Origin of the sequence: Cupriavidus basilensis (genome assembly GCF_000876015.1) — a bacterium.
Taxonomy (GTDB): domain Bacteria; phylum Pseudomonadota; class Gammaproteobacteria; order Burkholderiales; family Burkholderiaceae; genus Cupriavidus; species Cupriavidus basilensis_B.
Map to the genome: position 1 here is coordinate 682715 of NZ_BBQM01000012.1, position 23980 is coordinate 706694.

Consider the following 23980-nt stretch of genomic DNA (forward strand, 5'->3'; position numbering starts at 1 on the left):
GTGCCGCGCGCGGCGGGAAAGCGCGCGGCGCGGCGGCTAGAACACCGTGCCGTCGCTGTCGATGGCGAAGGGTGGCGCGCCGCCCGGCCTGCGCTTGGCGGCAATGCGCCGTCCCGCCGCCCAGGTGCCGCCCTCCAGCACGCGCGCCAGCGGGAAGGCCTCGGCCGACAGCCCGAGCGCCTCGCGCACCGACGCCGCCACCAGGTCCAGCCCGGTGACGGTGAGCGCGCGCCACTCCACGATGACCGGCTCGTCCACCGTATGCGTGACGGTGGCGAAGGCGGGATCGCGCGGCACCATCAGCTCGAAGTCGAACAGCAGGCCACCGTTGCGGTATTCGGGCAGGCCGGTGAGGACTTCCAGTCCCGTCACGGTCAGGCCGGCGTCCTCGAGCGGCTCCAGCAGCGAGTACGTCAGCCATTGCGTGAGCTTGTGGAACGGCACCAGGCCGTCGGCGCAGGCCGGGTGATGCCAGCAGTCGCCCAGCGAGACGCCCTCCAGCTTGACGCGGCCGGGCCACACCGGCCCCAGCGCCACCAGCAGCGTGGTCAGCACGAAGCCGGCTTCGATGCGGCCGTCGACGGCGTGCGCCTTGAGGTAGTCGTACAGGTTGCCCAGCCGCGCCGGCGTGCCGAACACGGCGGGCGTGGCCTGCGCCACCTCGCCCAGCCGGCGCAGCAGCCCGGCGCGGCCTTCCAGGCCGACCAGCGGGTTGTGCTGCGCCACCTGGAACGCGGTGGCGATGGAGGATGCATCGATGCGCATCAGCCGCTCGGCATCGGCGCGCAGCGGCTGGCCGAGCTGCGCGGAAAAACCGCCGCGCGCGAACAGGTCGAAGCTGGCCACGCCGAGCCCTTCCGAGCGCGTGAGCAGCAGGTCGCTGGCCGGGTCGCGGTAGCGCCAGTCGGGGCCGGCGCCGGCGTCGAGCAGCACGCTGGGGATCACCAGGTCGATGCCGATGCGGGCCCGTTCCTCGCGGTCCGCCTCGCCGGACAAGCCGCCGCGCTCGCACAGGATCTGCCAGCGGTCCAGCCGCTCGCCGCCCTGGCCGCTCTCGAAATGGCGCCAGCGGCTGTGATACGGCACGTTCAGGTCCGGATAGCGCTGGCGGATGGTGGCCGCCACGTAGTCGGCCACCGCCGGGATGCGGTCCGGGTGCCAGGTAAACAGCTCGGACGCGCCCGCCGCCACGTGCCCGGTCACGGCCGCGCAACGCGTGCGCACGGCCTGGCCGGTCAGCAGCGCCGCGGCCGGATGCCCCGGCGGCACCGGGCTGGCCCAGCCGGGCGCATCGGTGAAGCCGCCGGACGCGCCGCCCGGCGCGCCCGCTTCAGGTGTCTCGTTCATTCGTCCAGTCCTCTACCCTTTGCCAGCGCCAGTTCTTCCGCGTCGGGCGGGGTATAGCTCGTGAAGTAGCCAGCCGCTACCTTGGCGTCGATTTCCACGCGGGCGTCGGCCGGGATCAGCGCATCGGGAATCGCCACCTGCTCGACCACTTCGATGCCCTGCGCGGTCAGCGCCCCATGCTTCATGTTGCTCATCGAGGCCCAGCGGTCGATGCGCTTGATGCCGAGCCAGTGGAAGACGTCGGGCATGAGTTCCTGGAAGCGCATGTCCTGCACGCCGGCCACGCATTCGGTGCGCGCGAAATAGGTCTCGGCGCGGTCGCCGCCGACCTGGCGCTTGCGCGCGTTGTAGACCAGGAACTTGGTGACTTCGCCCAGCGCCCGGCCTTCCTTGCGGTTGTAGACCACCAGGCCCACGCCGCCCTGCTGCGCCATCTCGATGCAGACTTCGATGCCGTGCGCGAGATAGGGCCGGCAGGTGCAGATGTCGGAGCCGAACACGTCTGAGCCGTTGCATTCGTCATGCACGCGGCATGCCACGCGGGTCTCGGGCTTGCCGAGCTTGCCGACGTCACCGAAGAAATACAGCGTCATGCCGCCGATGGGCGGCAGGAACACCTTCAGGTCGGGCCGCGTCACCAGTTCCGGGAACATGCCGCTGGTCTGCTCGAACAGCGCGCGGCGCAGCACGCTTTCCTTGATGTCGAAGCGCCGCGCCAGCCCCGGCAGGTACCACACCGGGTCGATCGCGGCCTTGGTGACGCGCACGTCGCCGTTGGCGTGCAGGATCTGGCCGTCCGGCACCAGCCGCCCGGCGGCGATGGCGCCGGCCAGCTCCGGCATGTTGATGTGGGCGCGCGTGATGGCGATCGACGGGCGGATGTCGATGCCCGCCGCGATGCGGTCGGCAAACGCGGTGGAGACCAGGTGGCCCCAGGGGTCCAGCGAGACGATCTTGTCCGGGTCGGCCCACTGCGGATGCGGGCCGATCACCTCGGCCGGCGCGGTGTCGGTCAGGTCGGCGCGGTGGTCGCGCTGCAGCTTGCCCGAGGCCACCGCCAGCGCGCGATAGACCGCGTAGGCGCCCGAGTGGGTGCCGATCACGTTGCGCTGCGCGGGATTGGTGAGGCTGGCGATCACGGGACCGCGCTCCGCGGCGGTGGCCGCACCCCAGTGGATGGGCTCCGCCGGCTTGTCGCGGCGTGCGTGCGAGGTCAGGACGATATGATCGGACATGGCAGCCTCGGAACAGGAATCCTGACCAAACGGTCAGGTTTACGATTCCATAGTAGGCAACCTTCATGCCATATCCCAATGCTCGTTTTTACCGTATGTTGCGCGGCCAACCCCGCCGCGCGGCGCCCGGGCGCACCGTGCGCGTGCGGCCCGCCGCCGGCTTGTGGTGCAGCGGCACCATGTGAAAGCGGCGCCCGGCCTGGGGGGGCCGGGCGCCGCCTGGAACGCGCCGCGCAGGAAGCCGGGCCTGCCGGCCGGCAACTCAGGTGGAGCGCTCGCGCCCCACCGGCTGGCGCCGCGCCGCGGACCCGGCGCGGGCCGGCCACAGCGCCTGGCGCATCGCGCTCAGCGGCGCCCCGCTTTCCACATAACGATGGAACAGCGTGCCGGCCACGTTGCTCAGCAGCCATGCCGCGACCATGCCGAGCGCATTGAGCACCGGCTGCTGTGGCGCAAGATGGAACACCACCGCGTTGACCACCAGGCAGACCGGGAAGTGAACCAGGAACACCGAGTAGGAAATGCGCCCGAAAAATGCCAGCGCGCTGGCGCGCGGCCAGTGCTCCAGCCAGCCGCCGCGGCGCGCCATGCCCAGCAGCAGCGCCACCGCCAGCGCCACCGCGATGCGCAGGCGGAAATCCACGATCAGCGCGGCCGCCACCGCCGCGCCCAGCACCAGCAGCGCCACCGGCGAGCGCTCGGGCGCGGAGGCCCAGTACGCCAGCGTGCCCATGCCATAGGCGCCGAAGAAATAGATCGCCCACATGTCCCAGGCGGCATCGCGGTTGAACCAGAACAGCGACGCCAGCGCCAGCGCCGACACCGCCAGCATGCCCAGCGCCGCGCCGCCCGCTTCCAGCCGGCGCGCGCACAGGCGCGCCGCCCACAGCGCCACGATCAGCAGCGCGAACAGCTGCAGGTCGATGGCCACGTACCAGACGCCCGCCGAGAGCGCGTCGAAATCGAGCACGTTGTGCAGCAGCAGCACGTGCGCCAGGAACTGGTGCAGGCCCGGCGCGCCGGGAATGGAATCGTGATGCATCCAGGTGCGCGCGATCGCGGCGCCGGCGATGGCGATCAGGATGGCCACGGTGTAGGGCACCACCAGCTTCTGGTAGCGCCGCCAGATCGCCAGCAGCGGATGCGGCACCATCAGGTGGCCGCCGGGCGCGAGGCTGCGCGCCGCCAGGAAGCCGCTGATGACGAGGAAGGCCTGCACCGCGATGCGCGCGTACTGCGAGAACCAGTCGAGCAGGTCGGGGGCCAGCACGTGGGCCACATCCGACATCGGGCCGTAGAAAGCAAGGTGATGCAGCACGATCAACTGCGAGCTGATCGCCTTGAGTGCGTCAATGCACGCCATGCGCGAAGGACGGGGGCTCATCGTTATTTGTTATAGGAATGCGACAAAGTGCAGGAGGCGTGATTCTACTCCTATGTGTGCATGGCGCACCGCCGCGGTGCGGTACCCGCCCGCCGCGTCACTTTCCCGCCACTGCCCGATTCCCCGTTCTCGTGCGCTCCCCCGGTTCAGCCCGGTTCAGCCCGGCCGCCGGCACGAAAACCACAGCAGCGCCGCCGCCGCGCCGAGGCCGACCCAGTAGTCGGTCGGCGCGCCGCCCAGCCAGTGGACATGCCACGGCACGAACGCCGGCGCGAAGCGCGCTACGCCGTAGGCCGGGTTGAGCACGAACCAGAGAAAGTCCTCCGTAATCCAGAACAGCATGATGCAGGCGAGCACCCGGGCCTCGGCGCGCCAGTTCCAGCGCCCGGCGAACAGCAGCGGGAAATGGAAGAACAGCGCCACGCACGGAAACACCCAGGCGTGATAGCCGGTCATGGGGCGCCCGCCCCAGAAGATGTCCAGCAGCCAGTGGCGCTCGATGCGCCAGGTCGGCAGGTTGGCGGCCCAGCCGGCGGCGCCTTCGATCTGGATCTCGACGTTGGCGAAGAAGTACGCCATCAGCAGGGTCCAGCCGACCGTCAGCACCAGCGCCAGCGGATGGCGCGGGGGCCAGGCCTGCGCCTGCCGCGGCAGGGCCGAGAGGTTCAGGGAGCGCATCAGTGCGCCCCCGCCAGCGCCGGCGCCGGCTGCGGCCGGCCGGACAGTTGCGCCAGCACGGTCTGCAGCACGCGCCGCGCCGCCGCCGGCCGGCCCAGCGCGCGGGCGCGCTCGCGCATCTGCGCCAGCCGCGCCGGCTCGGCCAGCAGCAGGCGCACGCGGTATTCGAGCGAGACCAGGTCCACCGACTTGAGCGCCGCGCCCTGCTCCAGCAGGTAGTCGGCATTGCGCTCTTCCTGCCCGGGGATCGGCGCGTTGACGATCATCGGCACGCCCATCGCCAGGCACTCGGAGGTGGTGAGGCCGCCCGGCTTGGTGATGACGAGGTCGGAGCAGGCCATCAGCCGCGCCACCTCGTCGGTGAAGCCGAACGGGAACAGCCGGCCCGGCCGGGCGGCGGCGAGCGCCCCGAGGCGTGCCAGCGCGGCCTCGTTGCGCCCGGCCATGACGATCAATTGGAAGTCGTGGTCCAGCCCCAGCAGCGCGCCGGCCACCTCGTCCAGGCCGCCGAGGCCGGCGCCGCCGCCCATCAGCATGATGGTGCGCCGCGCCGGGTCCAGCCCGAAGTGCGCGGCGCAGGCCTGCCGGTCCTGCGGCGCGGTGAAGGCCGGCACCACGGGGATGCCGGTGGCATGGACGCGGTCCGGCTCGATGCGGCTCGCGCGCATGCGGAAGGCGATCTCCTCGCTGGCGGCGAAGTAGCCGGTCATATGCGGGATCACCCACATGCCGTGCAGGTCGAAGTCAGTCACCTGCACCCACACCGGCACCGCCAGGCGCTGGCGGCGCACCTCGTGCATCAGGATCTCGGCCGGCAGGAAATGCGTGCAGACGATGGCGTCCGGCGCGAACTCGTCGATCGCGCGGCGCAGCGCACGCGTGCTCAGGCGCTCGGCGGCGCGCCGCAGCTTCTGCATGGGCGCGGCCGGATCGGCCTCGGAAGTGTGAGCGTAAAGCATGCCCCACAGGGCCGGATAGCTGTTGACCAGCTTGATGTAGAAATCCGTGTAGAGCTTGCGGAAGGTGGCGGGCACGTAGCCCATCACGTCGAGATGCAGGGTCCGCACCTCGGGGAATTCGGCCTGCGCGGTCAGGCGCAGCGCCTCGGCCGCGCGCATGTGGCCGGCGCCGGCGGAAACGCTGAGAAACAGGATCTTGTGCGGCGGCGGGGGCGGCATCGGGGGCATCGGTTCCGGGTCACTTCATGACAAAGGACTTGATCAGGGTCAGCTCGCCGGGCTTGCGCATCGGCACGCGGAAGACCTGCTGCTTTTCGTTGGGCGTGTTCTCGTCGGTGATCACCGCCACCTGCGCCACGGTGATCGCCTCGGGCCCCGCGCCGCTGCCGTAGTAGTTCACGTAGACGAGGTAGGTGCCGGGCGGCGGCGCGGCGATCGAGTAGATCTCCGGCCCGTAGCCGGTGGTCACGTCCACGTCGAGCGCGCCGCCGTTGCCGGCCACGCGGTTGGCGTAGAAGGTGTGCTGGCCGTCGGGCGCCACCACGTGCAGGTCCAGGTCGGTCGCGTCGCTGTCCCAGGACAGTACCACGCGCAGGCGCGGGCGGGTCCGGCCCTGGTAGCCGTCGTAGAACTGCACGCGCTTGCCGGCGCCCTGCGCGGTGCGCATCTCCACGCTGTTGCTGCCGCCGGAGAAGGCGTAGGGCCGCGAGAAGCTACCGTCTTCTTCCACTCGCTGCGGCATGGCAACGCCGTTGACTACCAGCGTGGCGACCTGGCCGGCGCCGCGCCGCCCGCGGGCAGCCGGCGCGGCGGCGCCGGCCGCATCGCCAGCATCGCCCGCGTCGGCCTTGGGCGAGGTACGGATGCGCCCGGCGATCATCGCGCTGGCGGGCTGCCCCGCCGGCGTGGACACCGACACCGCCGGATAGTGGACCTCCTGCGTGTAGGCAGCCGTGTCGCCGGCGGCGTTGCGCCAGCCGTTGCGCGGCGTGGTGAACTCGATGGCGTCGCCGGCGTGCGCGGCGGTGGCCAGCAGCAGCAGGATCAGGCTGGCTAGAACGAGGTTCGGCTTGCGATGCATATCCACGGTCCCATCGCCCTTGCGGGCATTGTCTTTCCCGGCGGCGGGCTTCAGAAGCGCACCGACTTCATCAGCGCCAGTTCGCCCAGCTTGCGCAGCGGCATCACCAGCGTCTCGCGCTTTTCGTTGAGGGTGTTTTCGTTGTAGATCAGCGTGAGCTTGGCGGTGATCAGGTCGCGCGCGTTCGCCCCGGACTGGAAGTTGTAGCCGCTCGCGTCGAAGTTGCCCCAGTAGTTCACGTAGAACAGCCACACGCCGGGGCGCGGCGCGGCGCTGGAGAAAATCTCGGGACCGGCGCCGTCCACGCTGTCCACGTCGAGCCCGCCGCCCTCGGCCAGCAGCGGACTGGCCCAGAAAGCGTGCCCGCCTTCGGGCGAGATCACATGGAGGTCGACTTCCGCCTTGGGATCGTCCCACGTCAGCACCGCGCGCAGCTTGGCCTGGACCTTGGTGGCGTCGGCCTCGTAGAACTGCAGGCGCTGGCGCGCGGCGCCGTCGGCGGAAATGATCTCCACGCTGTTGGAGCCGCGCCCGAACGCCCACGGCCGCGCAAAGCGGCCCTGCTCGTCGGCATAGAGCGGCATGGCGTTGCCGTTGACCACCAGCGTGGGCGGCTTGCGGCCTGCGCTGCCGGCCTGGCGCAGGCGGCCTTCGATCAGCGTGCGGTATTTCTGCGCGCCGCGGTCCACCGGCGGCTTGGGATAGGCCGCCGTGTAGCGCTCCAGCTCGCTGGACAGGCCGCTGTGGCGCCAGCCGCCGGCGGGGCCGTCGAGGTCGGCCACCGGACCGGCCGTGGCCGCCAGCGGCGCCAGCGCGCAAGCCAGCGCCACGCGGCGCCAGCAACGCGAAAAAAGAGAGTGGCGGTTCATGAGGGATCTTCCGTGCGCACCAGCCGGCGCGCGAGGCTTTCGACGAACGACTCGTCCTGGCCGCGCGGATGGCGCGCGAATGCGAGATGCAGGTATTCGTGCGCCAGCGCGATGCGGTCGTCCTCGCTGGCGAGCCGGTGGATGTAGAGCCGGTTGCGGCGCGCGTCGGCATAGGGCCGGCCCTCGCGCACCTCGCACACGGCGGGCAGCGGCGGTGCCTCGAAGCCGGGCTCGGCGCCGAGCCGGCGCTGCCATTGCGGCGCGCGCTGCGCCAGCCATTGGCGCGCGCCGGCCACCGCCAGGCAGTCGCCGGCCACCGGGCTCTGGAACGAGGTCAGCGTGGCCTGCGGCCACCAGCGCGCGAGGATGGCGTCGAACGCCTGCCCCTGCGCGGCAGCGCGCCGGGCCTCGGTCCACGCCATGCGGCCCTGGCCGCCGGCATCGTGGTGGTAGCGCACGGCCACGCCGGACAGCACCAGCGCGTCGGTCTGGTCGGCCGCGCGCCGCGCGGCGGCGCCGGCGGGACGCGGCAGCACGCGCTGGGTGCGGCTGCTGTCGGCGATGCGGAAGCAGCCCTGCTCGCGCGCGGCCTGTTGGACCAGGTAGCTGCGCGCGGCCACGGCCAGCGCGCGGGCCGCCTCGGGCTCGGCGGTGTCGCCTTCGCGCTCCACCACGCGCGCCACGTAGTCGTTGAGGCCGAAGCGCCCGACCACGCGCGGCGCGGCGCCGGCCGGGCGCAGCAAGCTGAGCTCGCCGCGGCTTGCCACGCGCGCGCTGTTGCCGTTGGCGAACTCGGCGCGGAAGCTGCCGTCGAGCGGGCCAGCCGGCGCGGCCTTGCCATCGGCGCCGCGCACATCGCGCAGCGGGTAGCGCTCGAACAGGTCGACCAGCACGCAGGCGCCGTCGTCGGGCACCGGCACCGCGGCCAGCAGCGGCCGCAGCAGCGGCGCCGCGCGCCGCAGCACGCTGGCGCTGGCGCCCTGCCCGCCCAGCCACGCCGGGCTGCCGTCGGCCAGCCAGCCGGCCGCGCCGCCGATGGACGCGCCCGGCCGCGCCGGATCGGGCATGGTCCAGGTCTTGGCGCGCAGCAGGCTGCCGTAGTCGGCCAGCGTGCCTTCGCCGCGCCCCACGGTCAGCACCGACACCAGCGTGGCCGAGGCGGCCTGCTGCGCGGCGGGCGGCACCGCGTGCAGCGCCGCCAGCAGCTCGGCCACCGGCACCGCATGCTCCGGGCGCATCGCCTGCATGTCCTGCAGCCAGGCGGGCGCGCCGGCGTCTTGCCAGAAGCGGCGCCAGTCGGCGCCCGACAGACCCAGCCGGCGCGGCTCGAAATAGCGCCCGCACGACCGCACCAGCGCATGCTCGCGGTCGATGCCCTGGCCGGCCGTGCAGCAATAGACTTCCTCGGGGTCGCCGCCGCGGCAGGTGTAGTCCTCGGTGCGCTGGTCACGGCCCACGAGGTAGCTGTAGACGAACAGCTTCCACACGCTGCCCAGCGGCGTGCGCAGGCCGGCGGGCAACGGCGCGGGCGCGCTCTCGCCGCCGCCGCCGAGGCGGTAGAGCCGCGCCTCGCCGCCGGCCAGCCGCGCGAAGCGCGGCGGCTCGCCGCCGGCCAGCCGCGCGAAGCGCGGCGGCTCGCCGCCCTGCGCCTGCGCCGCGGCGAACGCGGGCGCGGCGCAGGACAAGGAAATCAGCAGCGCAAGACAATGCACCAAGCGGCGCGCCCCGCGGCGCCCCGCCCTGCCTGCCGTCACGGCCGCGCGCATGCCGGCCTCACTCCACCGTCAGCGGGAAGGCCGCGGTCTTGCCGTCGCCCTGCAGGGCCTTGGCCTCCGGCTGGTACATGCGGAAGTAGCGCACCGGCGGCAGGCTGAACTTGCCCGGCCGCGAGAACCGCACCAGTTGGCGCAGCACCACGGGCCGCTCCAGCGCGACCACCGGCTGGTGGTACGACAGCATGCCCATCTCGTAGGTCACGGCGCGCTGGAACGGCTGCAGGCCGGTGGCCTTGTTGTCGGGGTCGGGCAGGCCTTCGATGCGCAGGCCCCAGGTGGTGCCCTCGACTTCGCCGCCCGGCGGCAGCGGCGCCTCGACCAGTCCGTAGCGGTAGGTGCCCTGGCGCGGGCTCAGCACGATCTCGTCGACATAGAGCGTATTGCTGTCGAGCTTGTCGCCCGGCTTGACCGGCCTGGCCGAGAACGCCAGGCCTGCGGTGCCGGCGGCGGCGGGATCGGCCGGCTTGCCGCCCTTGTCGGCCTTGTCGGTCTTGCCCTCCTCCCCGCCCGGCACCAGCCGGTAGAGCTTGCGCTCGATGCCCACCAGCAGGCCTGGCGCCTCCTGCGCGCGGCTGCGGTACGACACCACCGCATTGGTGTTGTACGACTGCGATGCCGCGTCCATGTTCGGCGCCGCCGCCAGCGTCAGCGCCTCCGGCAACTGCGCGCCGGTCCAGCGCCATTCGGGCAGGCCGAGCGGGCCGCGCGCGGCCTGCCAGTTGCCTTGCGGCGCGCGCGGCGCGGCGCCGGCCTCGCCGGACAGGCCGCGGCCAAGGCCGCCGCCGAGCGCCTTGTCGAGCCACACCAGGGTCACGGCGCGGTCGATGGTCGGGCTGGCGGCGCCGGCGCGCGACAGCAGTGCCTGCACGTCCGAGGCGGCGGCGCCCTTGCCGGCCATCAGCAGCAGGCTCTGCACCAGCGGCGAAGGATCGGCGGCCAGCGCCTGCCGCGCGGCGTCGGCCGCGCTTGCCAGCCCTTCGGGCATGGGCTGGCCGATCTGCTTGTAGAGCTGCGCGGCCAGCACGGTGGCCACGCGGCGACCCTGCGGCGAATCGGGCGCGGCGAAGACCAGGCTGTCTCCGGCCCCCACGGCGGCGCTTGCATCGCCGCCGGGCCGGCCCAGCTCGGCGGACACGCCGCCCAGCTGCGTCGCCACCGGCAGGCCCATCTCGTTGATGAACCACAGCGCCAGCACGCGGTGCAGCGGCGGCTCCTTCATGCTCTGCTTGTAGGCGTCCAGCGTGCGCTTCCAGTGGTCGGGCGGCAGGCTGACGCCGACCGCGCGCGCGGCCAGCCAGTCGGCGTAGTAGGCGTAGGCGGTCAGCAGCGCGCTGTTGCCGAGCGTGTCGCCCCACCAGCCGAACTGGCCGTTGACGCCGGCCAGCAGCGCCAGACGCTGGCGCTGGGTGCGCACCAGCGCGTCCAGGCCCTGCGTGTCGCCGCCGGCATTGGCGCCGATACTGGCACCGCTCGCGGCCAGGCTGCGCTGGGCCAGCGCCAGCGGAATCAGGCGGCTGGCGGTCTGCTCGGTGCAGCCGTAGGGATAGGCCAGCAGGTCGTCGGCCACGCGGGCGAACTGGCTGGCGGCGCTGTCGACGAAACGCAGGCGCACGTCCTGCGCGTCGGCCGGCAGCTTGAACGCGGCGTTGGCGCCCGACAGCGGCAGCGTCAGCTCGCGCTGCGACAGCCAGCCGGTGGGCTCCACCGTCAGCGTGGTCTGCAGGCGGTCCACCGCCTTGCCCTGCTGCCGGATCTCGGCGCTGACCGTGCCGCTGCGCAGCGCGCCCGGCGCCACCGGCAGGCGCACGTAGTTGGCGCCGCGCTTGAGCGTGACGCTCTGGCTGACGTTCAGGCCCGCGCCCGTGGCCACGAGGTCGGCGGCGACGTCCTGCTCGCCCTGGTTGAAGGCGACCATGTCGATGCGCGGCGCATCCTCGGCGCGGTAGCGCTGCGGGCCGGTCCACTTGAGGTACAGCGCCTTGTCCGAGCGGATGTTGGCGGTGCGCTGGCCGACCGTGCCGTCCGCGGCGATGGCGCGCACGGTGATGCGCCAGCGGGTGAGCGAGTCCGGCATGACGAAGGTCATGCGCGCGCGCCCGTCGGCGCCGGTGCGCAGGCTGGCTTCCCACGCGGCGGTGTCCTTCTCGTCGCGGCGCGGGCGCTCCAGCACCTTGACGCCGCGCTCGTTGTAGCGGCCGCGCTCGGGGCCGGCGCCGCCCTGCTGGCCGGAGACGGCCAGGTCGTAGCCGATGAAGTTCAGGCTGGAGGTGGTGCGCACGCTGTTGCGGCGCGGATGGTAGAAGAAGTCGACGATGCTCGGCGCGATCTCCGGCTGCAACACGTAGACCATTTCGTCGACCACGCTGACCGTGAGGTTGGCCGGCACCGGCTTGCCGCCGAAGGCGCTGCTCAGGTCCAGCGTGACGGTCTCGCCGGGCGCGTAGACCGGCTTGTCGCTCTTGACGGCCAGATCGATGGTCGGCTGCACCACGGCGATGCCGGCGTTCTGGAACACGTAGTCGCCGTCCTTCACGTACAGCACCGAGAACGTCATGTTGGGGCTGAAGCCGTTGCCGACCTTGATGCGCGCGCGCCACTGCCGGTCCGTGACCTTTTCCAGCGAGAGCCAGTCGCCGCCCCTGGACAGCAGGCCGCGGCGCTCGACGCGGTCGCGCTCCAGCGTGAGCAGCGCGTCCTCCACCGCCAGCGGGAACGTCACCAGTGCCTCGGCGGTGTCGCCGATGCGGTAGCGGTCGCGGTCGAACACGATCTCGATATTGCCGGGCACGGTCTGCAGGCCCTCGCCCGCGACCCAGTGGCTGGCCGCCGCCAGCAGGTTGCCCGCGGCGTCCTTGACCGACAGCGTGTACGAGCCCGGCTGGTCGAACTTCACCGGGAACGACAGCGCGCCATTGGCGGCCGCGCCCAGCTTGCCCTCGGTGCGCGCGCGCGATTCGAGCCGCACCAGCTCCCAGCTGGCGGGCGCCTGCGCCGGCGCCGCCGCCTGGGCGGCCAGCGCCTGCAGCGTGAAGGTCACGCTCTGCCCGGCGTTGGTGAAGTTGGCCGGGCCGGTCAGCTTGTACGGCGTGGCGCCGCGCGCGATCAGCAGTTCGCGCGTGACCTTGACGCGGTAGGCCGCGCCGTCGTTGGCGAATACCGTGACCACGTAGCGGCTCGGCTCCCTGGCCGCCGGCAGCGCGAGCGTGGCGTTGCCGCTGCCGTCGGTGGTCAGTTCCTGCTGCTCCAGCTTGACCGGGAACAGGCCGGCGTAGCGCAGTTCGCCCTCGACCATCGTCACCTGCTGCGCGCGCAGGCTGACCGACAGCCTGGCGTCCTTGACCGGCTTGCCATCGGGATAGCGCAGCTGGATCTTGCCCTTGACGGCCTCGCCGGTGGCGTAGTCGGCCTTGTCGAGCGCGAGGTTGACGTCGAAATGCGGCTTGATGTACTCGGCCACGCGGAAAGCGCCGCCGTAGGTGTTGCCGCCGTAGTCGAAACGCAGCGTGTAGCCGCCGGCCAGCGCGTTGGCCGGCAGCGTGAAGCGCGCGTCCGCGCCGTTGTCGGCGTTGAGCACGGTGCCGAGCGAGGCCAGCGGCGCGCCGTTGGGGTCGAGCACCTCGAGCTTGATGTCGCCGGCGGCGGCGGGCGCCGACTCGGTGGCGCTGCGGAAATTGCGGCCGATGAACTTGACGCGCACCTCGTCGCCGGGGCGGTACAGCGGCCGGTCGGTGAAGGCGAACAGCTTGGTGTTGTAGATCTCGCTGTCGTAGTAGAAATTTTCCGAGATGAAGGCGCCGCCCGCCGGGTCCACGCCGAGCAGGTAGCTGCGCTCGGGGCTGGCGTGCGCGAGTTCCGCCGCGCCGTCGGCGCCGGTGGCGGCGCTTTGCAGCACGCCGAGGCCGTCGGTCCACGCCAGGCTGGCGCCGCTCACGGGGCGGCCGCTCTTGCGCTGCGCGGCCCACACCAGCATGCCGTCGGCGGTGCTCTTGGTGATGGCCACGGTGTCCGAGACGAACAGCAGCGTATGCGCGCGGTAGGTGCCGATGATGCCTTCGACGATGTACAGGCCCGGCTTGAGCTTGCCCAGCGGCACCATCACGTTGCCGGCGTCGCGCGGCAGGAATTCGCTGCTGCTGCCTTCGAGCTTGACGTCCTTGGGCGGCGCGATCTCCTTGGCGTCCCAGATCGGGTAGCGGAAGCGCGCCACCACGTCGTAGCCCTTGAGCGGCTCGTATTGCGGGTTGTTCTCGAAGCGCGTGGGCTGGGCGATCTGGTCGCCCATGCTGAACTGCGGCGCGTCCTCCACCGCCTTGCTGCGCGTGGCGAACGACAGCACGCGCTGCCACGCGCGGCGCGCCTGCTTGTACCAGCTGTCCCACAGATAGGACAGCGTGTTGGCCAGCCCTTCGCCGCGGTAATTGGCCTTGACGTCGATGCGGTGCAGGTTCTTTTGCGCGCGCAGGAAAGCGAGCGGATCGGCCACGCGGTAGACCAGGATGTCGGCGCCGCCGTAGCGCTGCAGTTCCGCCTTGTACTCGCGGCCCGGCGCTTCGAGCCGCACCTGCGCGGTCTGGTCGCTGCCGAAGCTTGCGTCCGAGAGCAGGAAGAACGGCTGGCCCTGGAATGCGGCGTAGCCGCTGGGCGGCACCGTGTCGAGCGTGGCGCCCGGCTGCCCTTCGGCGCTGGCGGCGTGGGCCGCGCCCAGCAGGGCCAGCGCCAGCAGCAGGCGGGCGGTCACGGAACGCAGGAGCGCGCGGGCGCGCGTCATGACGACAGGCATCGTCTTTACCTCGACAAAAAAGCGAAACGGAATACGCCGATGAAATTGGGATTGCCGTCCTGCGGCTGCCAGCGCGAATCGTTCCATTGCATCAAGCGGGAAAGGGTGACGGCACGCAGACCGTTGTCGGTGCGGGTCACGGTGCCGGTGTGGTAGGCCAGGGACTGGCCCATCCAGATCATCAGGTGCTGCTCGTCGCCCTGGTCGTAGAACAGCAGGTCGCCGGGCAGCGCCAGATTGACGTTGCGCGCGACGAAGCGGCTATTGCCCTGCACCAGCGCGAGCGCCGAGGCATAGGCGCCGGTGCTGCCGTCGGCGCGCGTCCAGCGCTGGCCGAGCGTGCGCTGGGCGGCGGTGAGATTCAGCTCGGGCGGAAGCTGGCGCGCGGAGGCCGCGCCCTGCATGCCGTTGGCGCGCAGCCAGCGCGCGTCGTGCACGCGCAGCGCCTCGCCCACGGCGAAGCGGACCAGACCGGCGCAGTCGCGCTGGTACCAGCGCGGGGTCGGGCCCTGCCGCAACTGCTCGCCGACGATGCGCACGAACCACGCGCGGAACACCGCCGACTGCGCGGGGTCGAGCAGATCGGCCGCGGGCACGTCGGGCGCCAGGCCCGACAGCGCCAGCGCGCGGCCGATGCCGGCCAGCGGCAGGCCGGCGGCGGCCAGCACCGCCAGCGCGGCGCGCCGGCCGCGCAACGCTGCCGTCACTGCGCGGCCTCCGCCGCCCGCGGCTGCGCCGCGCTGGCCAGCACGCCGCGCGGCGCGCCGGACTGCCGCCACGTCACCGGCACCCAGGCGCGGCCCGAGGGCAGGCTGTCGGCCAGCACCAGCGACATCGCCGGATAGGCGCCGAGCGCCTTGAGCTTGGGGAACAGATGGGCGCGCGCCGCGTTCAGGAACAGCGCTTCCTGCTCGGCCGGCAGCGCCTTGGTGGCCTCGCGCCGCACCAGCGGCGCCAGCGTGGACGGGGTGAAGCTCAGCACCGTGCGGGCCTGCTGCTCGCGCGGCATGGTGTCGGCCGCCGCCGGGAAGCGCTTGCCGCGCACCGCCAGCGCGTCGTCGACCAGCGTGGCGTCCGGCGAGAACAGCACGGTATCGCCGGCCAGCGCCAGCGTGACGGGGAAATAGGCGCCCGCGGACAACTGCTCGGCGAACGGCGCGCCCTTGGCTTCGCGCGTGCCGTAGGGCGAGCTGACCGGGCGCGACCACAGATCCGCGTCGCCGGCGCCCTTGCTGGCCTGCACGGGCAGCCGCGCGTAGCCGCCCTGCTCGGCGGCGGCCTTGGGCTCGTAGGCGCCGATGACCTGCGCGAACAGGCTGGCCAGCAGCGGCCGCAGCGCGGCCGCCGCCGACGCCGACTTGAGCCGCGCCATGAACAGCGGCGCGACCAGCGCGGACTTGCTGTACCAGCACACCGCGGCCGGTCCTTCGAACGCCTGGCCGATCTGCGCGGCCAGTTCGTCCTGGGCACCGCTGACCTTCTGCAGCATCTTGCCGGCGGCCTGCCAGTCGACCGGCAAGGTGGCGCAGGCGGCCGGATCGGCCGGCAGGGCCTGCCAGAGCGCGGCGGCATTCCACTGGTCCGGCAGGCGGGCGCCGTCGACCAGCACCGCGCTGCTCCAGTCGGCGCCGCCGGTGGCGGCCTTGGTATCGGCGCCGGCGAAATCGAAGCGCAGCGCTTCGATGCCGGGGAAGAAAGCCTGATAGCCGAACGAGAGATAGTTCACCCCGACCACCGCGCGGTGCCCCTTTGGCGCGCCCTTGGCGGGCTCGAGCGCGAACGACCGCAGCGGCGCCTCGCGCGCGGCGGCATCGTCGGACAGCCACGCCGCCACCGCCTTGGCGCGCGCGCCGATGGGCTTGCTCTCGGCATCGAGCAGCATGCCCGCCTCCGACAGCACCACCAGGCGGTCGCCCTTGCCGGCGATCAGCAGGCTGCGCGCGGCGCTGATGCGCAGCGCGTAGAGCGGCGTGCCGTCGATCTCGCCGGCGCGCGTGAGCTGGGCATCGGCCGGCGCCACGGTGGCCAGCGCCTGCAGCACCTTGGCCAGCCCGTTGCGCTCCATCGCCAGCGCCCAGTAGCGCAGCGTGCCGTCGGCGCCGCGCCACGCCATCAGGCGGCCGGGCTCGTCGAACACGCGCTTGAGCAGGCTGTCGGACCAGTCGAGGTCATGCTCGAAGGCGATGCGGCGCAGCGCGCCGGCCACCGACAGGCGGCCCTCGTTGTCCTCGTAGTAGTTGACGAAGTCCTCGGTGAGGACATCGCGCAGCAGCGGCACGCGCAGCATGTCGCGCGGCAGGCTGGACAGGCTCTCGCTGTCGACCAGCGCGTCCGGGCGGCCGAAATCGAGCTCGACCTGCCGCGGCTGGCCCTTCCACGGCCTGCCGAAAGGATGCCAGACAAGCTGCACCGCCACGCCCGCGGCAACCGCCAGCGCGGCCACGCCAAGCGCGATTTTCCTGCGCGACATCTTCATGGTCCCCTTCCCGTTTTCTTGGTCGCCCTACTCTTGGTCGCCCTACGTCACGAACGCGGCGCGCCCGGTAGCGTACCGTGCACATCGATCCCCTCGCAAGCGGGGCGCTGTGAAAATTTGTGATAGATCCGGCTCTGTCTGTCACACAGTCGGCACGATGATGCCGCCCGCGGGCAAGAAAATGCCCGCGCGGCAGAGCCGGGCGGGCGTTGGCGATTCGCACCTTGGTGTCGAATCGTCCAAATGAGATCGTCCAAATGAAAAGGGGCCGCGCTGTGGCGCGGCCCCTTCGATTCTTGCTGGCGTTTACGCTGCCTTGCCTTTCCTGACGACCACGACGGTCTTGTCCTTCCCGGCTGCTTTGCGGGCAAGCACCGCGCCCTTTCGCAAGGGTTCGACCTCCCCCGCCAATCCGGCCTCTTCAAAGCTAAGGTCCGAACGCCTTCCCGTGCCCTTTGCGGCACGTTCAATCTCCTGGCGCGTCGAAGGGCGCAATTTCTTGGCTAGCATGCTGGCAAGCGCCGTCATGACCGAATTCCGTTTTCCTGCATGTATCGGTTGAGTATAGCCCACGACCGGCTGTCAGGCTTCAGGTCGAACTCCATCAATCTGCCGGCCCCGTTCTCATACCACCAGGCGCGTCCCTCCTCGGAGTCCATCAGATCGAGGACCGTCGTGGCGTATTGCAGAGGCTCGGGCAACCTTGCCCGCTCGCCAGGTTCCAGTTCGGCATCGTAGCCGAGCCGCGGCCACGTGTAGTAGCCATTGAAGTGGGCGCTGTCGCGGCTGCCGACAGCTTCGGTGACGATCTTCGAGAAGTCTTGCGCCGACGCCTCGGTGGCCTCGATTGCGAAACTCCTGACCCCAAGCCCCTGGTTCTGATATTCCGTCTTCAACAAGAAGGACTCATTGACGATCAATACCAGCCCGTCTTCTCCCGTTCGGATCTCGCGAATCATCTCGGTGAGCATCCTGTGCCTGACCGTGAGGAAGATGGCCTTTGCGGATTCGGCAACCTGGATGCGGGAATCGTCCATGGCACCCGCGAGCCGGGCTATCTGGGCAGGCTGCATGGCGGCACGGGTATCTTCAGAGACGGACGGGTCATATGAAACATCGACCTTCCCGTTGAAATGTGCCTTGGTAATATCATCTCTGGCATCCACGGCGGCGATCTTAGCAGCCTCGGCACAGCCCTCTCAAGATCGGCAGGCCGCCGAGCGCCCGGCAGTTCCGGCAACGCGATCGCCCGGAACGCCCATGACTGCCTCCTACCGTGATACGCGTGTCGCGAAGCGGGCCGAAATCGAGCCGACCGGCTCATTCCTGCCAGACAGTCCAAGCCCGGCCTGGCCTTCACGGCGGCGAATTTACTTATGACCAAGATGTACTTTGTGCACCGCGGCAACGCGCGTAGCCTTCGTTTTTTTGAGAATTTCGCCACGATGCTGCCGTTTGCCACCCTCCGCCGCGCCGGCGCGGCGCGCGCTTCCCGCCTGCTGGCCGGGCTCGCGCTTGCCGCCGGCGCCGTCGCCGCCGCTCCCCACGCCGCCTTGGCCCAGGGCGCGAGCCCGGTGCTCGACAAGATCCGCAGCACCGGCATCATCGTGCTCGGCTACCGCGAATCGGCGCTGCCGTTTTCCTTCGCCGACGACAAGGGCCAGCCCGCCGGTTATGCCGTGGACCTGTGCCTGCGCGCCGCCGAGGCCGCGCGCGTCAAGCTGGGCCTGAACGCCATCAAGGTGCGCTGGATGCCGCTCACCCCGCAGAACCGCATCCCGGCCGTGGTCAACGGCCTGGTCGACCTGGACTGCGCACCCAACACGAATTCGCTGGAGCGCCAGAAGCAGGTGGCGTTCAGCGTGTCGCACTACATCTCGACGGTGCGCATGCTGGTGCGCGCGGATTCGGGCATCCAGTCGTTCGACGACCTGCGCGGCAAGACCGTGGTGACCAGCGCCGGCTCCACCGGCGACCGCCACGTGCGCCGCCTCAAGGGCCAGTACGGCTTCCACGACGTCTACGCCAAGGACCACGGCGAGTCCTTCCTGCTGCTCGAGTCCGGCCGCGCCCAGGCTTTCGTGATGGACGACGTGCTGCTGGCCGGCCTGCGCGCCCGCGCCAAGGACCCGTCGCAGTACGTGATCGTCGGCCCGGCGCTGTCGACCGAGCAGAACGCGCTGATGATGTCGCGCGCCGACCCGGAATGGAAACAGCTGGTGGACCAGACCCTGGCCTCGGCGTTTGCCGGCCCGCAGGTGGTGGCGCTGCAGAAGCAGTGGTTCCAGCAGCCGATCGGGGCGCGCGGCATCAATCTCGCGCTGGCGCCGAGCGCGCAGGTGCGCGAGGCGTGGAAGCACCCTTCCGACGTCGCCACCGAATAAGCGCGGCCGTCCCGCCCCCGAGGAATCCCGCAGCCGGCAGGCTCGCGGGATTTTTTTTGCGCCTGGCGACGCACAATTCCGCAATGCCGCGCCCTCCGCATGGAGCACGACGCACATTCGCGGCGGCTGGCAAGCAAGAGCCGGCGACTACGGCAATAGCGGCTTTCCATAGGCCGGCATCAACCGTGTTCCCGGCAATACAACGCCGACCGCCGCAAGTTGACAAGCCGGCGAAATGTTGGCGACACTGGGCCCGAGCGGACAAACCGGCAGGGGCGGCCAGGCTCAGGCAAGGCGCATCTCCCCACGGCGATTTTTCCGCGCACTCGAACCGCCGAGAGGCGGCATTTTCCAGGAGAAACCATGAACAAGTTCGTCACGACAGCCATCGCGCTTTGCATCGGCGCCGTTTCCGTGGCTGCCCAGGCCCAGACCGGCGGGAAGAAGTTCGACCCGTACAGCCAGGGAGCCAAGTCGGGCGAGAAGTTCGACCCGTATACCCAGGGCGCCAAGTCCGGCGACAAGTTCGACCCGTACACCCAGGGCGCGAACAAGAGCACGCGCGCCGACCTGACCGGCGATGCCTCGGCACCGGCCGCCAAGAAATCGCACAAGAAGAGCAAGAAGACCAAGAAAGCCGCTTCGGCAGCCGCCGCAAGCTGACCGGCGGCAGCCGGCCGCACCGCATGAAGCCCGCCAGCCGGCGGGCTTCATGCTTTCAGGCATTCGTGCGCGGGGTCATGGCGGACCGTGCGGCAGCGCTCAGGGCGCGCCCAGTTCCAGCGCGGTCACGTCGATGCGCTCGACCTTGCTTTCCTTGTTGTCCTGCTTGTCCCGCTGCCGGACCTCGGTGCGCAAGACGAAGGCCTCCGCCGGGCAGTACCAGTCGGTGACGTTCAGCACCGCGGGCTCTACCTGCACGACTTCCTCGTCCACCATCAGCGGCCCCAGCGAGGTCCGCTTCTCGTAGGTGATGGGCATGCATTCCTTGCGGCCCAGCACGGTGTCGATCATCTGGCGCTTGCCGACGTGGCGCGTGCCGACGTTGATCGACGCATAGAGCGCGCGCATGTTGCCGATGGCTTCGTCCCGGCCCAGCGGATAGATCTGCAGCGAGACGCTGGACTCGAAGGTCTCGCCGTCGAGCGTGCCGCCTTCCCGGATATCCTGCCCGGCGTAGTTGAACACGCCCTGCCCGCGGAACGCCGCCTCGCCGTACATGCGGGCATAGCGCCCCTGCGCGTTGATCACGGCATGCTCGCTTTCGATGCTGGTCCGGGCCGTGCTGGCGCGGCGCTCGATGTTGACCATGTGGATCTGGTCCATGATGACCGGCGGCCCCATCAGCGCGGAGAGCGCCGACTTGGAGCGCACTTCGAGCTGCGCCCGGCAGCCGTCGGCGCTCTTGGTGGCGTGGCGCAGCGTCATGGTGATGGAAGTGGGCATGTCGCCGTCGCCTTCCATCTGCACGCGCGCGCCGGAGCGGAACCACGGCGCGTCGCACAGGAACGCCGCGGAGCGCGCCACGGCTTCCATCGGCATCTGCGCCGCGGCCTGGCCCTGCGGCGCGGCCTGGGCGAGCGCGGAGCCGCCGTGCGCCAGCAGTCCCGCCGCCAGGGCGGCCACCCCGGCCAGTTGCGCCTTTGTCCTCACATGATTCCTGTCTAGAATGATTTCACGCCCCCGCTGGTCCCTGCAAGGCACCGCGCGCCAGGGCGGGCAGGCGTGTGCGCCCGCGCTGGACCAATGTACTGGCAAGTGCCCTGAAAAGTGCCCTGGATCCCGCGGCCGCCGGTTCGGCGGGCTCCGGCATCGGGACACTAGAAAGTAGCGCTTTTTCGCTGGCTTGTCTTGTCGGTCTTCGTCGATGCAGGCCACATGCCCGCCGCGGCAGCCTGCCGTTCGTCAGGGAGTTTCCATGCTTCACTACTATGCCAAGCTCTGGTGGGTCGTCGGCCTGCGCGGCGCGTTCGCGCTGCTGTTCGGCATCTGCGCGCTGTTCGCGCCCATTGCCACGCTGGCCGCGCTGGTGCTGGTGTTCGGCGCCTTTGCCGCGGCCGACGGCGTGACCGCGCTGGCAATGGCCATCTCGGGCAGCCAGCGCGAGGCCAGCGACCGCGGCATCCTGGCGCTGCAGGGCCTGCTCGGCCTTGGCGTGGGGCTGCTGACGTGGTTCAGCCCCGTGGTCACGGCATTCTCGCTGCTGTTGTATATCGCGGCCTGGACGCTGGCCACCGGCGTGCTGCAGATCGTGGCCGCCATCCGCCTGCGCAAGGACATGCCGAACGAATGGTGGCTGGTGCTGGCCGGCGTGGCCAGCATCGTCTTTGCGTTCCTGCTGCTGTGGCAGCCGCTGGCCGGCGCGCTCGCGCTGCTGTGGCTGATCGGGGCCTGGGCGCTGGTCTGGGGCGTGCTCCTGATCGGCGTGGCGCTGCGCCTGCGCGGCGCCCGTAACGGGCCGGCGGCGCCACTTCCGGGCTGACGGGCCGCGCGCGACGGGCCTCGCGGGCGCCGCCCGCCCCTGCCGCAGGCGGGGAACCCCGGCGGTCGTGCTAACATTGCGCGCCGCGCCACAAGAGGGCGCGGTTTGCCGTTGGCGAGTACCGCCCGGGCGGCCTGCGCCGGCATGGCTTCGGCTTGTTGTCCACCGAAGCGGCCGCTGCAGCGTTGTGATGTGTTTCCTGCACGCGAGCCGCCCCCGAATCCGCCCGATCCGGGCTGGCCACCGGCACGCGATGCACTGGCACACCCACGGCCGATCCGGCGCACCCGGCGGCACGGCGCCATGCCGTGCCCCGCCGGGGATCGCCCGTCATCATTGCCATGACGCCCATCCGACCGTTTCCAGGAGATGTATGCGTAGTTCCGTGACCTCGCGAGATGCTTCGCGAAACACCGCGCAGGGTGTTTCGCAATCCGCCGGCCTGCCGCTGGGCGCGATTATCCTGGTCAGCCTGCTTATTCTCCTGGTCTGGTTCGGCACGCTCGAGGCGCGCCACCTGCTGCGCTCGGACGAAGGCCGCTATGCGGAAATCGCCCGCGAGATGTTCGCCAGCGGCGACTGGGTCACGATCCGCTACAACGCGCTCAAGTATTTCGAGAAACCGCCCTTCCACATGTGGGTGACGGCGCTGTCGTACACCCTGTTCGGCGTGGGCGACTGGCAGGCGCGGCTGTGCGTGGCGCTGTCCGGCATGCTCGGCCTGGTGGTGTCGATGAAGGCCGCGGCGCGCTGGTACGGCACCCGCGCCGCCCTGCTGACCGGCCTGGTCCTGGTGGCCGCGCCGATGTGGAGCGTGGCCTCGCACTTCAACTCGCTCGACATGACACTGTCCGGCGCGATGGCCTGCGTGCTGGCGTTCATGCTGCTGGCCCAGCACCCGGCCGCCACCCCGGCCGCGCGCCGCTACTGGATGTGGGCGTGCTGGGTGGCAATGGGCGTGGCGATCCTGACCAAGGGCCTGGTGGGCATCGCCCTGCCGGGGCTGGTGCTGGTGATCTACACGCTGATCGCACGCGACTTCGGCCTGTGGAAGCGGCTGCATCTGGTCAGCGGCATCGCGCTGATGCTGATCGTCACGGTGCCGTGGTTCTGGCTGGTGTCGGAGCGCAACCCCGAATTCCTCCATTTCTTCTTCATCCACGAGCACTGGCAGCGCTACACCTCCACGGTGCACTCGCGCAAGGGCCCGCTCTGGTATTTCGTGCCGCTGCTGGTGGCCGGCTTCCTGCCGTGGCTGGGACTGGCGCCGCGCATGTGGCAGGTGGTGCGCGGCGGCGCCGCGGCGGCGCGCGCCACCGGCACCCGGCCGTTCCAGCCGGCGCTGCTGCTGGCGGTGTGGGCCATCGCCATCTTCGTGTTCTTCAGCCTGTCGGGCTCCAAGCTGCCGGGCTACATCGTGCCGATCTTCCCCGCGCTGGGCATGCTCGCCGGCGTGGCGCTGCAGCATATCGACGACCGCAGCTGGCGCCGCCAGATGAACGGCATGCTGGCGATCGCGGTGGCCGGCCTGCTGGCCAGCCCCTACGTGGCCACGCTGAATTCCGACAACACCCCCAACGAGCTGTACCGCCTGTTCGCGGTGTGGGTCGGCGCGGCCTTCGCGCTGATGATCGTCACCATCTTCGCCGCGCGCTGGCTGCTGGCCCGCAAGGGCCTGATGGTCAGCATCACGGTCTACGCGGTGGGCCTGTTCGGCAGCTTCACGGTGGCGCTGCTCGGCCACGAAGTGATGGGCCGGCCGACCTCCGGCGTGGACATGGTGCCCGCCATCGAGGCGGTGCTGACCGACGACATGCCGATCTACGGCGTGCGCATGCTGGACCACACCCTGCCGTACTACCTGCGCCGCACCACCATCATGGTGGAATGGCCCGACGAGCTGGAGTTCGGCACCCAGCAGGAGCCGCAGAAATGGCTGCCCACGCTGGATGCCTTTATTGCAAAATGGCAGGATGGCCAGCGCGCCGTGGGGATCATGTCCGCCGCGACCTACCGCCTGCTGCAGGAGCGCAACGTGCCGATGTACAAGATCGCGCAGGACAAGCGCCGCGTGGCGGTGGCCAATTTCCCGCTGCCGGGCCAGGCCCCGGCGGCCGCACAGCCCTCCGCACAGCCAGAACCGAACCGCGCCCCATGACGCTTTCCACCTTCGCATTCATCTTCACCGGCGTGCTGCTCAATGCCTGCGCGCAACTGCTGCTCAAGGCCGGCACCAACGCCATCGGCGCCATCACGCTGGAGCGCGCCACGCTGTTTGCCACCGCGCTGCGCGTGCTGACGCAGTGGCCGGTGCTGGCCGGGCTGACGCTCTACGTGGTGAGCGTGGGCGTGTGGATCGTCGGCCTGTCGCGCGTGGACGTCTCGATCGCCTACCCGATGCTGTCGCTCGGCTACGTGGTGAACGCGCTGGCGGCCTGGTGGCTGTTCGGCGAGATGATCGGCCCGCTGCGCGTGGCCGGCATCCTGCTCATCCTGGCCGGCGTGTTCCTGATCGCCCGCTCGTGAGCGC

At 70.9% G+C, this 23980-nt stretch carries 19 protein-coding genes; 5 read left to right on the forward strand and 14 right to left on the reverse strand.

From position 1 onward, the window contains the following. Positions 1 to 36: 36 nt before the first annotated feature. The 13 genes from KF708C_RS10820 to KF708C_RS10880 form a co-directional block, all read right to left on the reverse strand. The gene (locus KF708C_RS10820; protein ID WP_059411763.1) at positions 37 to 1347 is read right to left on the reverse strand and encodes a URC4/urg3 family protein; all 1311 of its coding nucleotides are present in this window, start codon (positions 1345 to 1347) and stop codon (positions 37 to 39) included. Continuing rightward, positions 1344 to 2582, reverse strand: a complete 1239-nt coding sequence (locus tag KF708C_RS10825; RefSeq protein ID WP_020203342.1) for a GTP cyclohydrolase II — start codon at positions 2580 to 2582, stop codon at positions 1344 to 1346. Before KF708C_RS10825 ends, KF708C_RS10820 begins: the two co-directional genes overlap by 4 nt. A 262-nt stretch (positions 2583 to 2844) precedes the next feature. After that, on the reverse strand, positions 2845 to 3966 hold the full coding sequence (locus KF708C_RS10830; protein WP_059411764.1) for an acyltransferase family protein: 1122 nt from the start codon (positions 3964 to 3966) through the stop codon (positions 2845 to 2847). Between the two features lie 156 nt (positions 3967 to 4122). Then, on the reverse strand, positions 4123 to 4644 hold the full coding sequence (locus tag KF708C_RS10835; RefSeq protein ID WP_020203340.1) for a hypothetical protein: 522 nt from the start codon (positions 4642 to 4644) through the stop codon (positions 4123 to 4125). Continuing rightward, positions 4644 to 5822: an MGDG synthase family glycosyltransferase gene (locus KF708C_RS10840; RefSeq protein ID WP_020203339.1), complete on the reverse strand. Its 1179-nt coding sequence runs from the start codon at positions 5820 to 5822 to the stop codon at positions 4644 to 4646. The genes KF708C_RS10835 and KF708C_RS10840 overlap by 1 nt, the downstream gene beginning before the upstream one ends. A gap of 19 nt (positions 5823 to 5841) precedes the next feature. After that, the gene (locus KF708C_RS10845; RefSeq protein ID WP_059411765.1) at positions 5842 to 6684 is read right to left on the reverse strand and encodes a YfaP family protein; all 843 of its coding nucleotides are present in this window, start codon (positions 6682 to 6684) and stop codon (positions 5842 to 5844) included. A 50-nt stretch (positions 6685 to 6734) separates the two neighbouring features. Beyond that, complete coding sequence (locus KF708C_RS10850) at positions 6735 to 7553, reverse strand: YfaP family protein (protein WP_231586435.1); 819 nt, start codon at positions 7551 to 7553, stop codon at positions 6735 to 6737. Further along, positions 7550 to 9319, reverse strand: coding sequence for a DUF2300 domain-containing protein (locus KF708C_RS10855; protein ID WP_059411767.1), 1770 nt, complete (start codon positions 9317 to 9319; stop codon positions 7550 to 7552). The genes KF708C_RS10850 and KF708C_RS10855 overlap by 4 nt, the downstream gene beginning before the upstream one ends. 7 nt (positions 9320 to 9326) lie before the next feature. Next, positions 9327 to 14108: an alpha-2-macroglobulin family protein gene (locus KF708C_RS10860; RefSeq protein WP_231586436.1), complete on the reverse strand. Its 4782-nt coding sequence runs from the start codon at positions 14106 to 14108 to the stop codon at positions 9327 to 9329. Positions 14109 to 14113: 5 nt separating this feature from the next. Next, positions 14114 to 14815: a DUF1175 domain-containing protein gene (locus KF708C_RS10865; protein WP_155888091.1), complete on the reverse strand. Its 702-nt coding sequence runs from the start codon at positions 14813 to 14815 to the stop codon at positions 14114 to 14116. Beyond that, positions 14812 to 16584, reverse strand: coding sequence for a DUF2138 family protein (locus tag KF708C_RS10870; RefSeq protein ID WP_059411769.1), 1773 nt, complete (start codon positions 16582 to 16584; stop codon positions 14812 to 14814). The genes KF708C_RS10865 and KF708C_RS10870 overlap by 4 nt, the downstream gene beginning before the upstream one ends. A gap of 306 nt (positions 16585 to 16890) precedes the next feature. After that, complete coding sequence (locus KF708C_RS10875; protein ID WP_059411770.1) at positions 16891 to 17112, reverse strand: hypothetical protein; 222 nt, start codon at positions 17110 to 17112, stop codon at positions 16891 to 16893. Continuing rightward, the gene (locus KF708C_RS10880) at positions 17109 to 17750 is read right to left on the reverse strand and encodes a hypothetical protein (protein WP_156173782.1); all 642 of its coding nucleotides are present in this window, start codon (positions 17748 to 17750) and stop codon (positions 17109 to 17111) included. The genes KF708C_RS10875 and KF708C_RS10880 overlap by 4 nt, the downstream gene beginning before the upstream one ends. Positions 17751 to 18029: 279 nt before the next feature. On the opposite strand from KF708C_RS10880, the gene KF708C_RS10885 reads away from it, so the two are divergent. Then, positions 18030 to 18968: an amino acid ABC transporter substrate-binding protein gene (locus tag KF708C_RS10885; protein WP_059411885.1), complete on the forward strand. Its 939-nt coding sequence runs from the start codon at positions 18030 to 18032 to the stop codon at positions 18966 to 18968. 363 nt (positions 18969 to 19331) lie between these two features. Then, the gene (locus KF708C_RS10890) at positions 19332 to 19631 is read left to right on the forward strand and encodes a hypothetical protein (RefSeq protein ID WP_059411772.1); all 300 of its coding nucleotides are present in this window, start codon (positions 19332 to 19334) and stop codon (positions 19629 to 19631) included. 99 nt (positions 19632 to 19730) lie between these two features. Here the strand turns inward: KF708C_RS10890 and KF708C_RS10895 are convergent, their stop codons facing one another. Further along, positions 19731 to 20621, reverse strand: a complete 891-nt coding sequence (locus KF708C_RS10895) for a hypothetical protein (protein WP_059411773.1) — start codon at positions 20619 to 20621, stop codon at positions 19731 to 19733. 265 nt (positions 20622 to 20886) lie between these two features. Here KF708C_RS10895 and KF708C_RS10900 point away from each other — a divergent pair, with 265 nt between their 5' ends. From KF708C_RS10900 to KF708C_RS10910, 3 genes are all read left to right on the forward strand, one after another. Continuing rightward, positions 20887 to 21450 (forward strand): HdeD family acid-resistance protein, encoded by a 564-nt coding sequence (locus KF708C_RS10900; protein ID WP_020203327.1) that lies wholly within the window; start codon positions 20887 to 20889, stop codon positions 21448 to 21450. A 373-nt stretch (positions 21451 to 21823) separates the two neighbouring features. Then, positions 21824 to 23608, forward strand: coding sequence for a glycosyltransferase family 39 protein (locus KF708C_RS10905; protein WP_059411774.1), 1785 nt, complete (start codon positions 21824 to 21826; stop codon positions 23606 to 23608). Further along, the gene (locus KF708C_RS10910) at positions 23605 to 23976 is read left to right on the forward strand and encodes a DMT family transporter (protein ID WP_020207055.1); all 372 of its coding nucleotides are present in this window, start codon (positions 23605 to 23607) and stop codon (positions 23974 to 23976) included. The genes KF708C_RS10905 and KF708C_RS10910 overlap by 4 nt, the downstream gene beginning before the upstream one ends. The last annotated feature ends 4 nt before the right edge of the window (positions 23977 to 23980 follow it).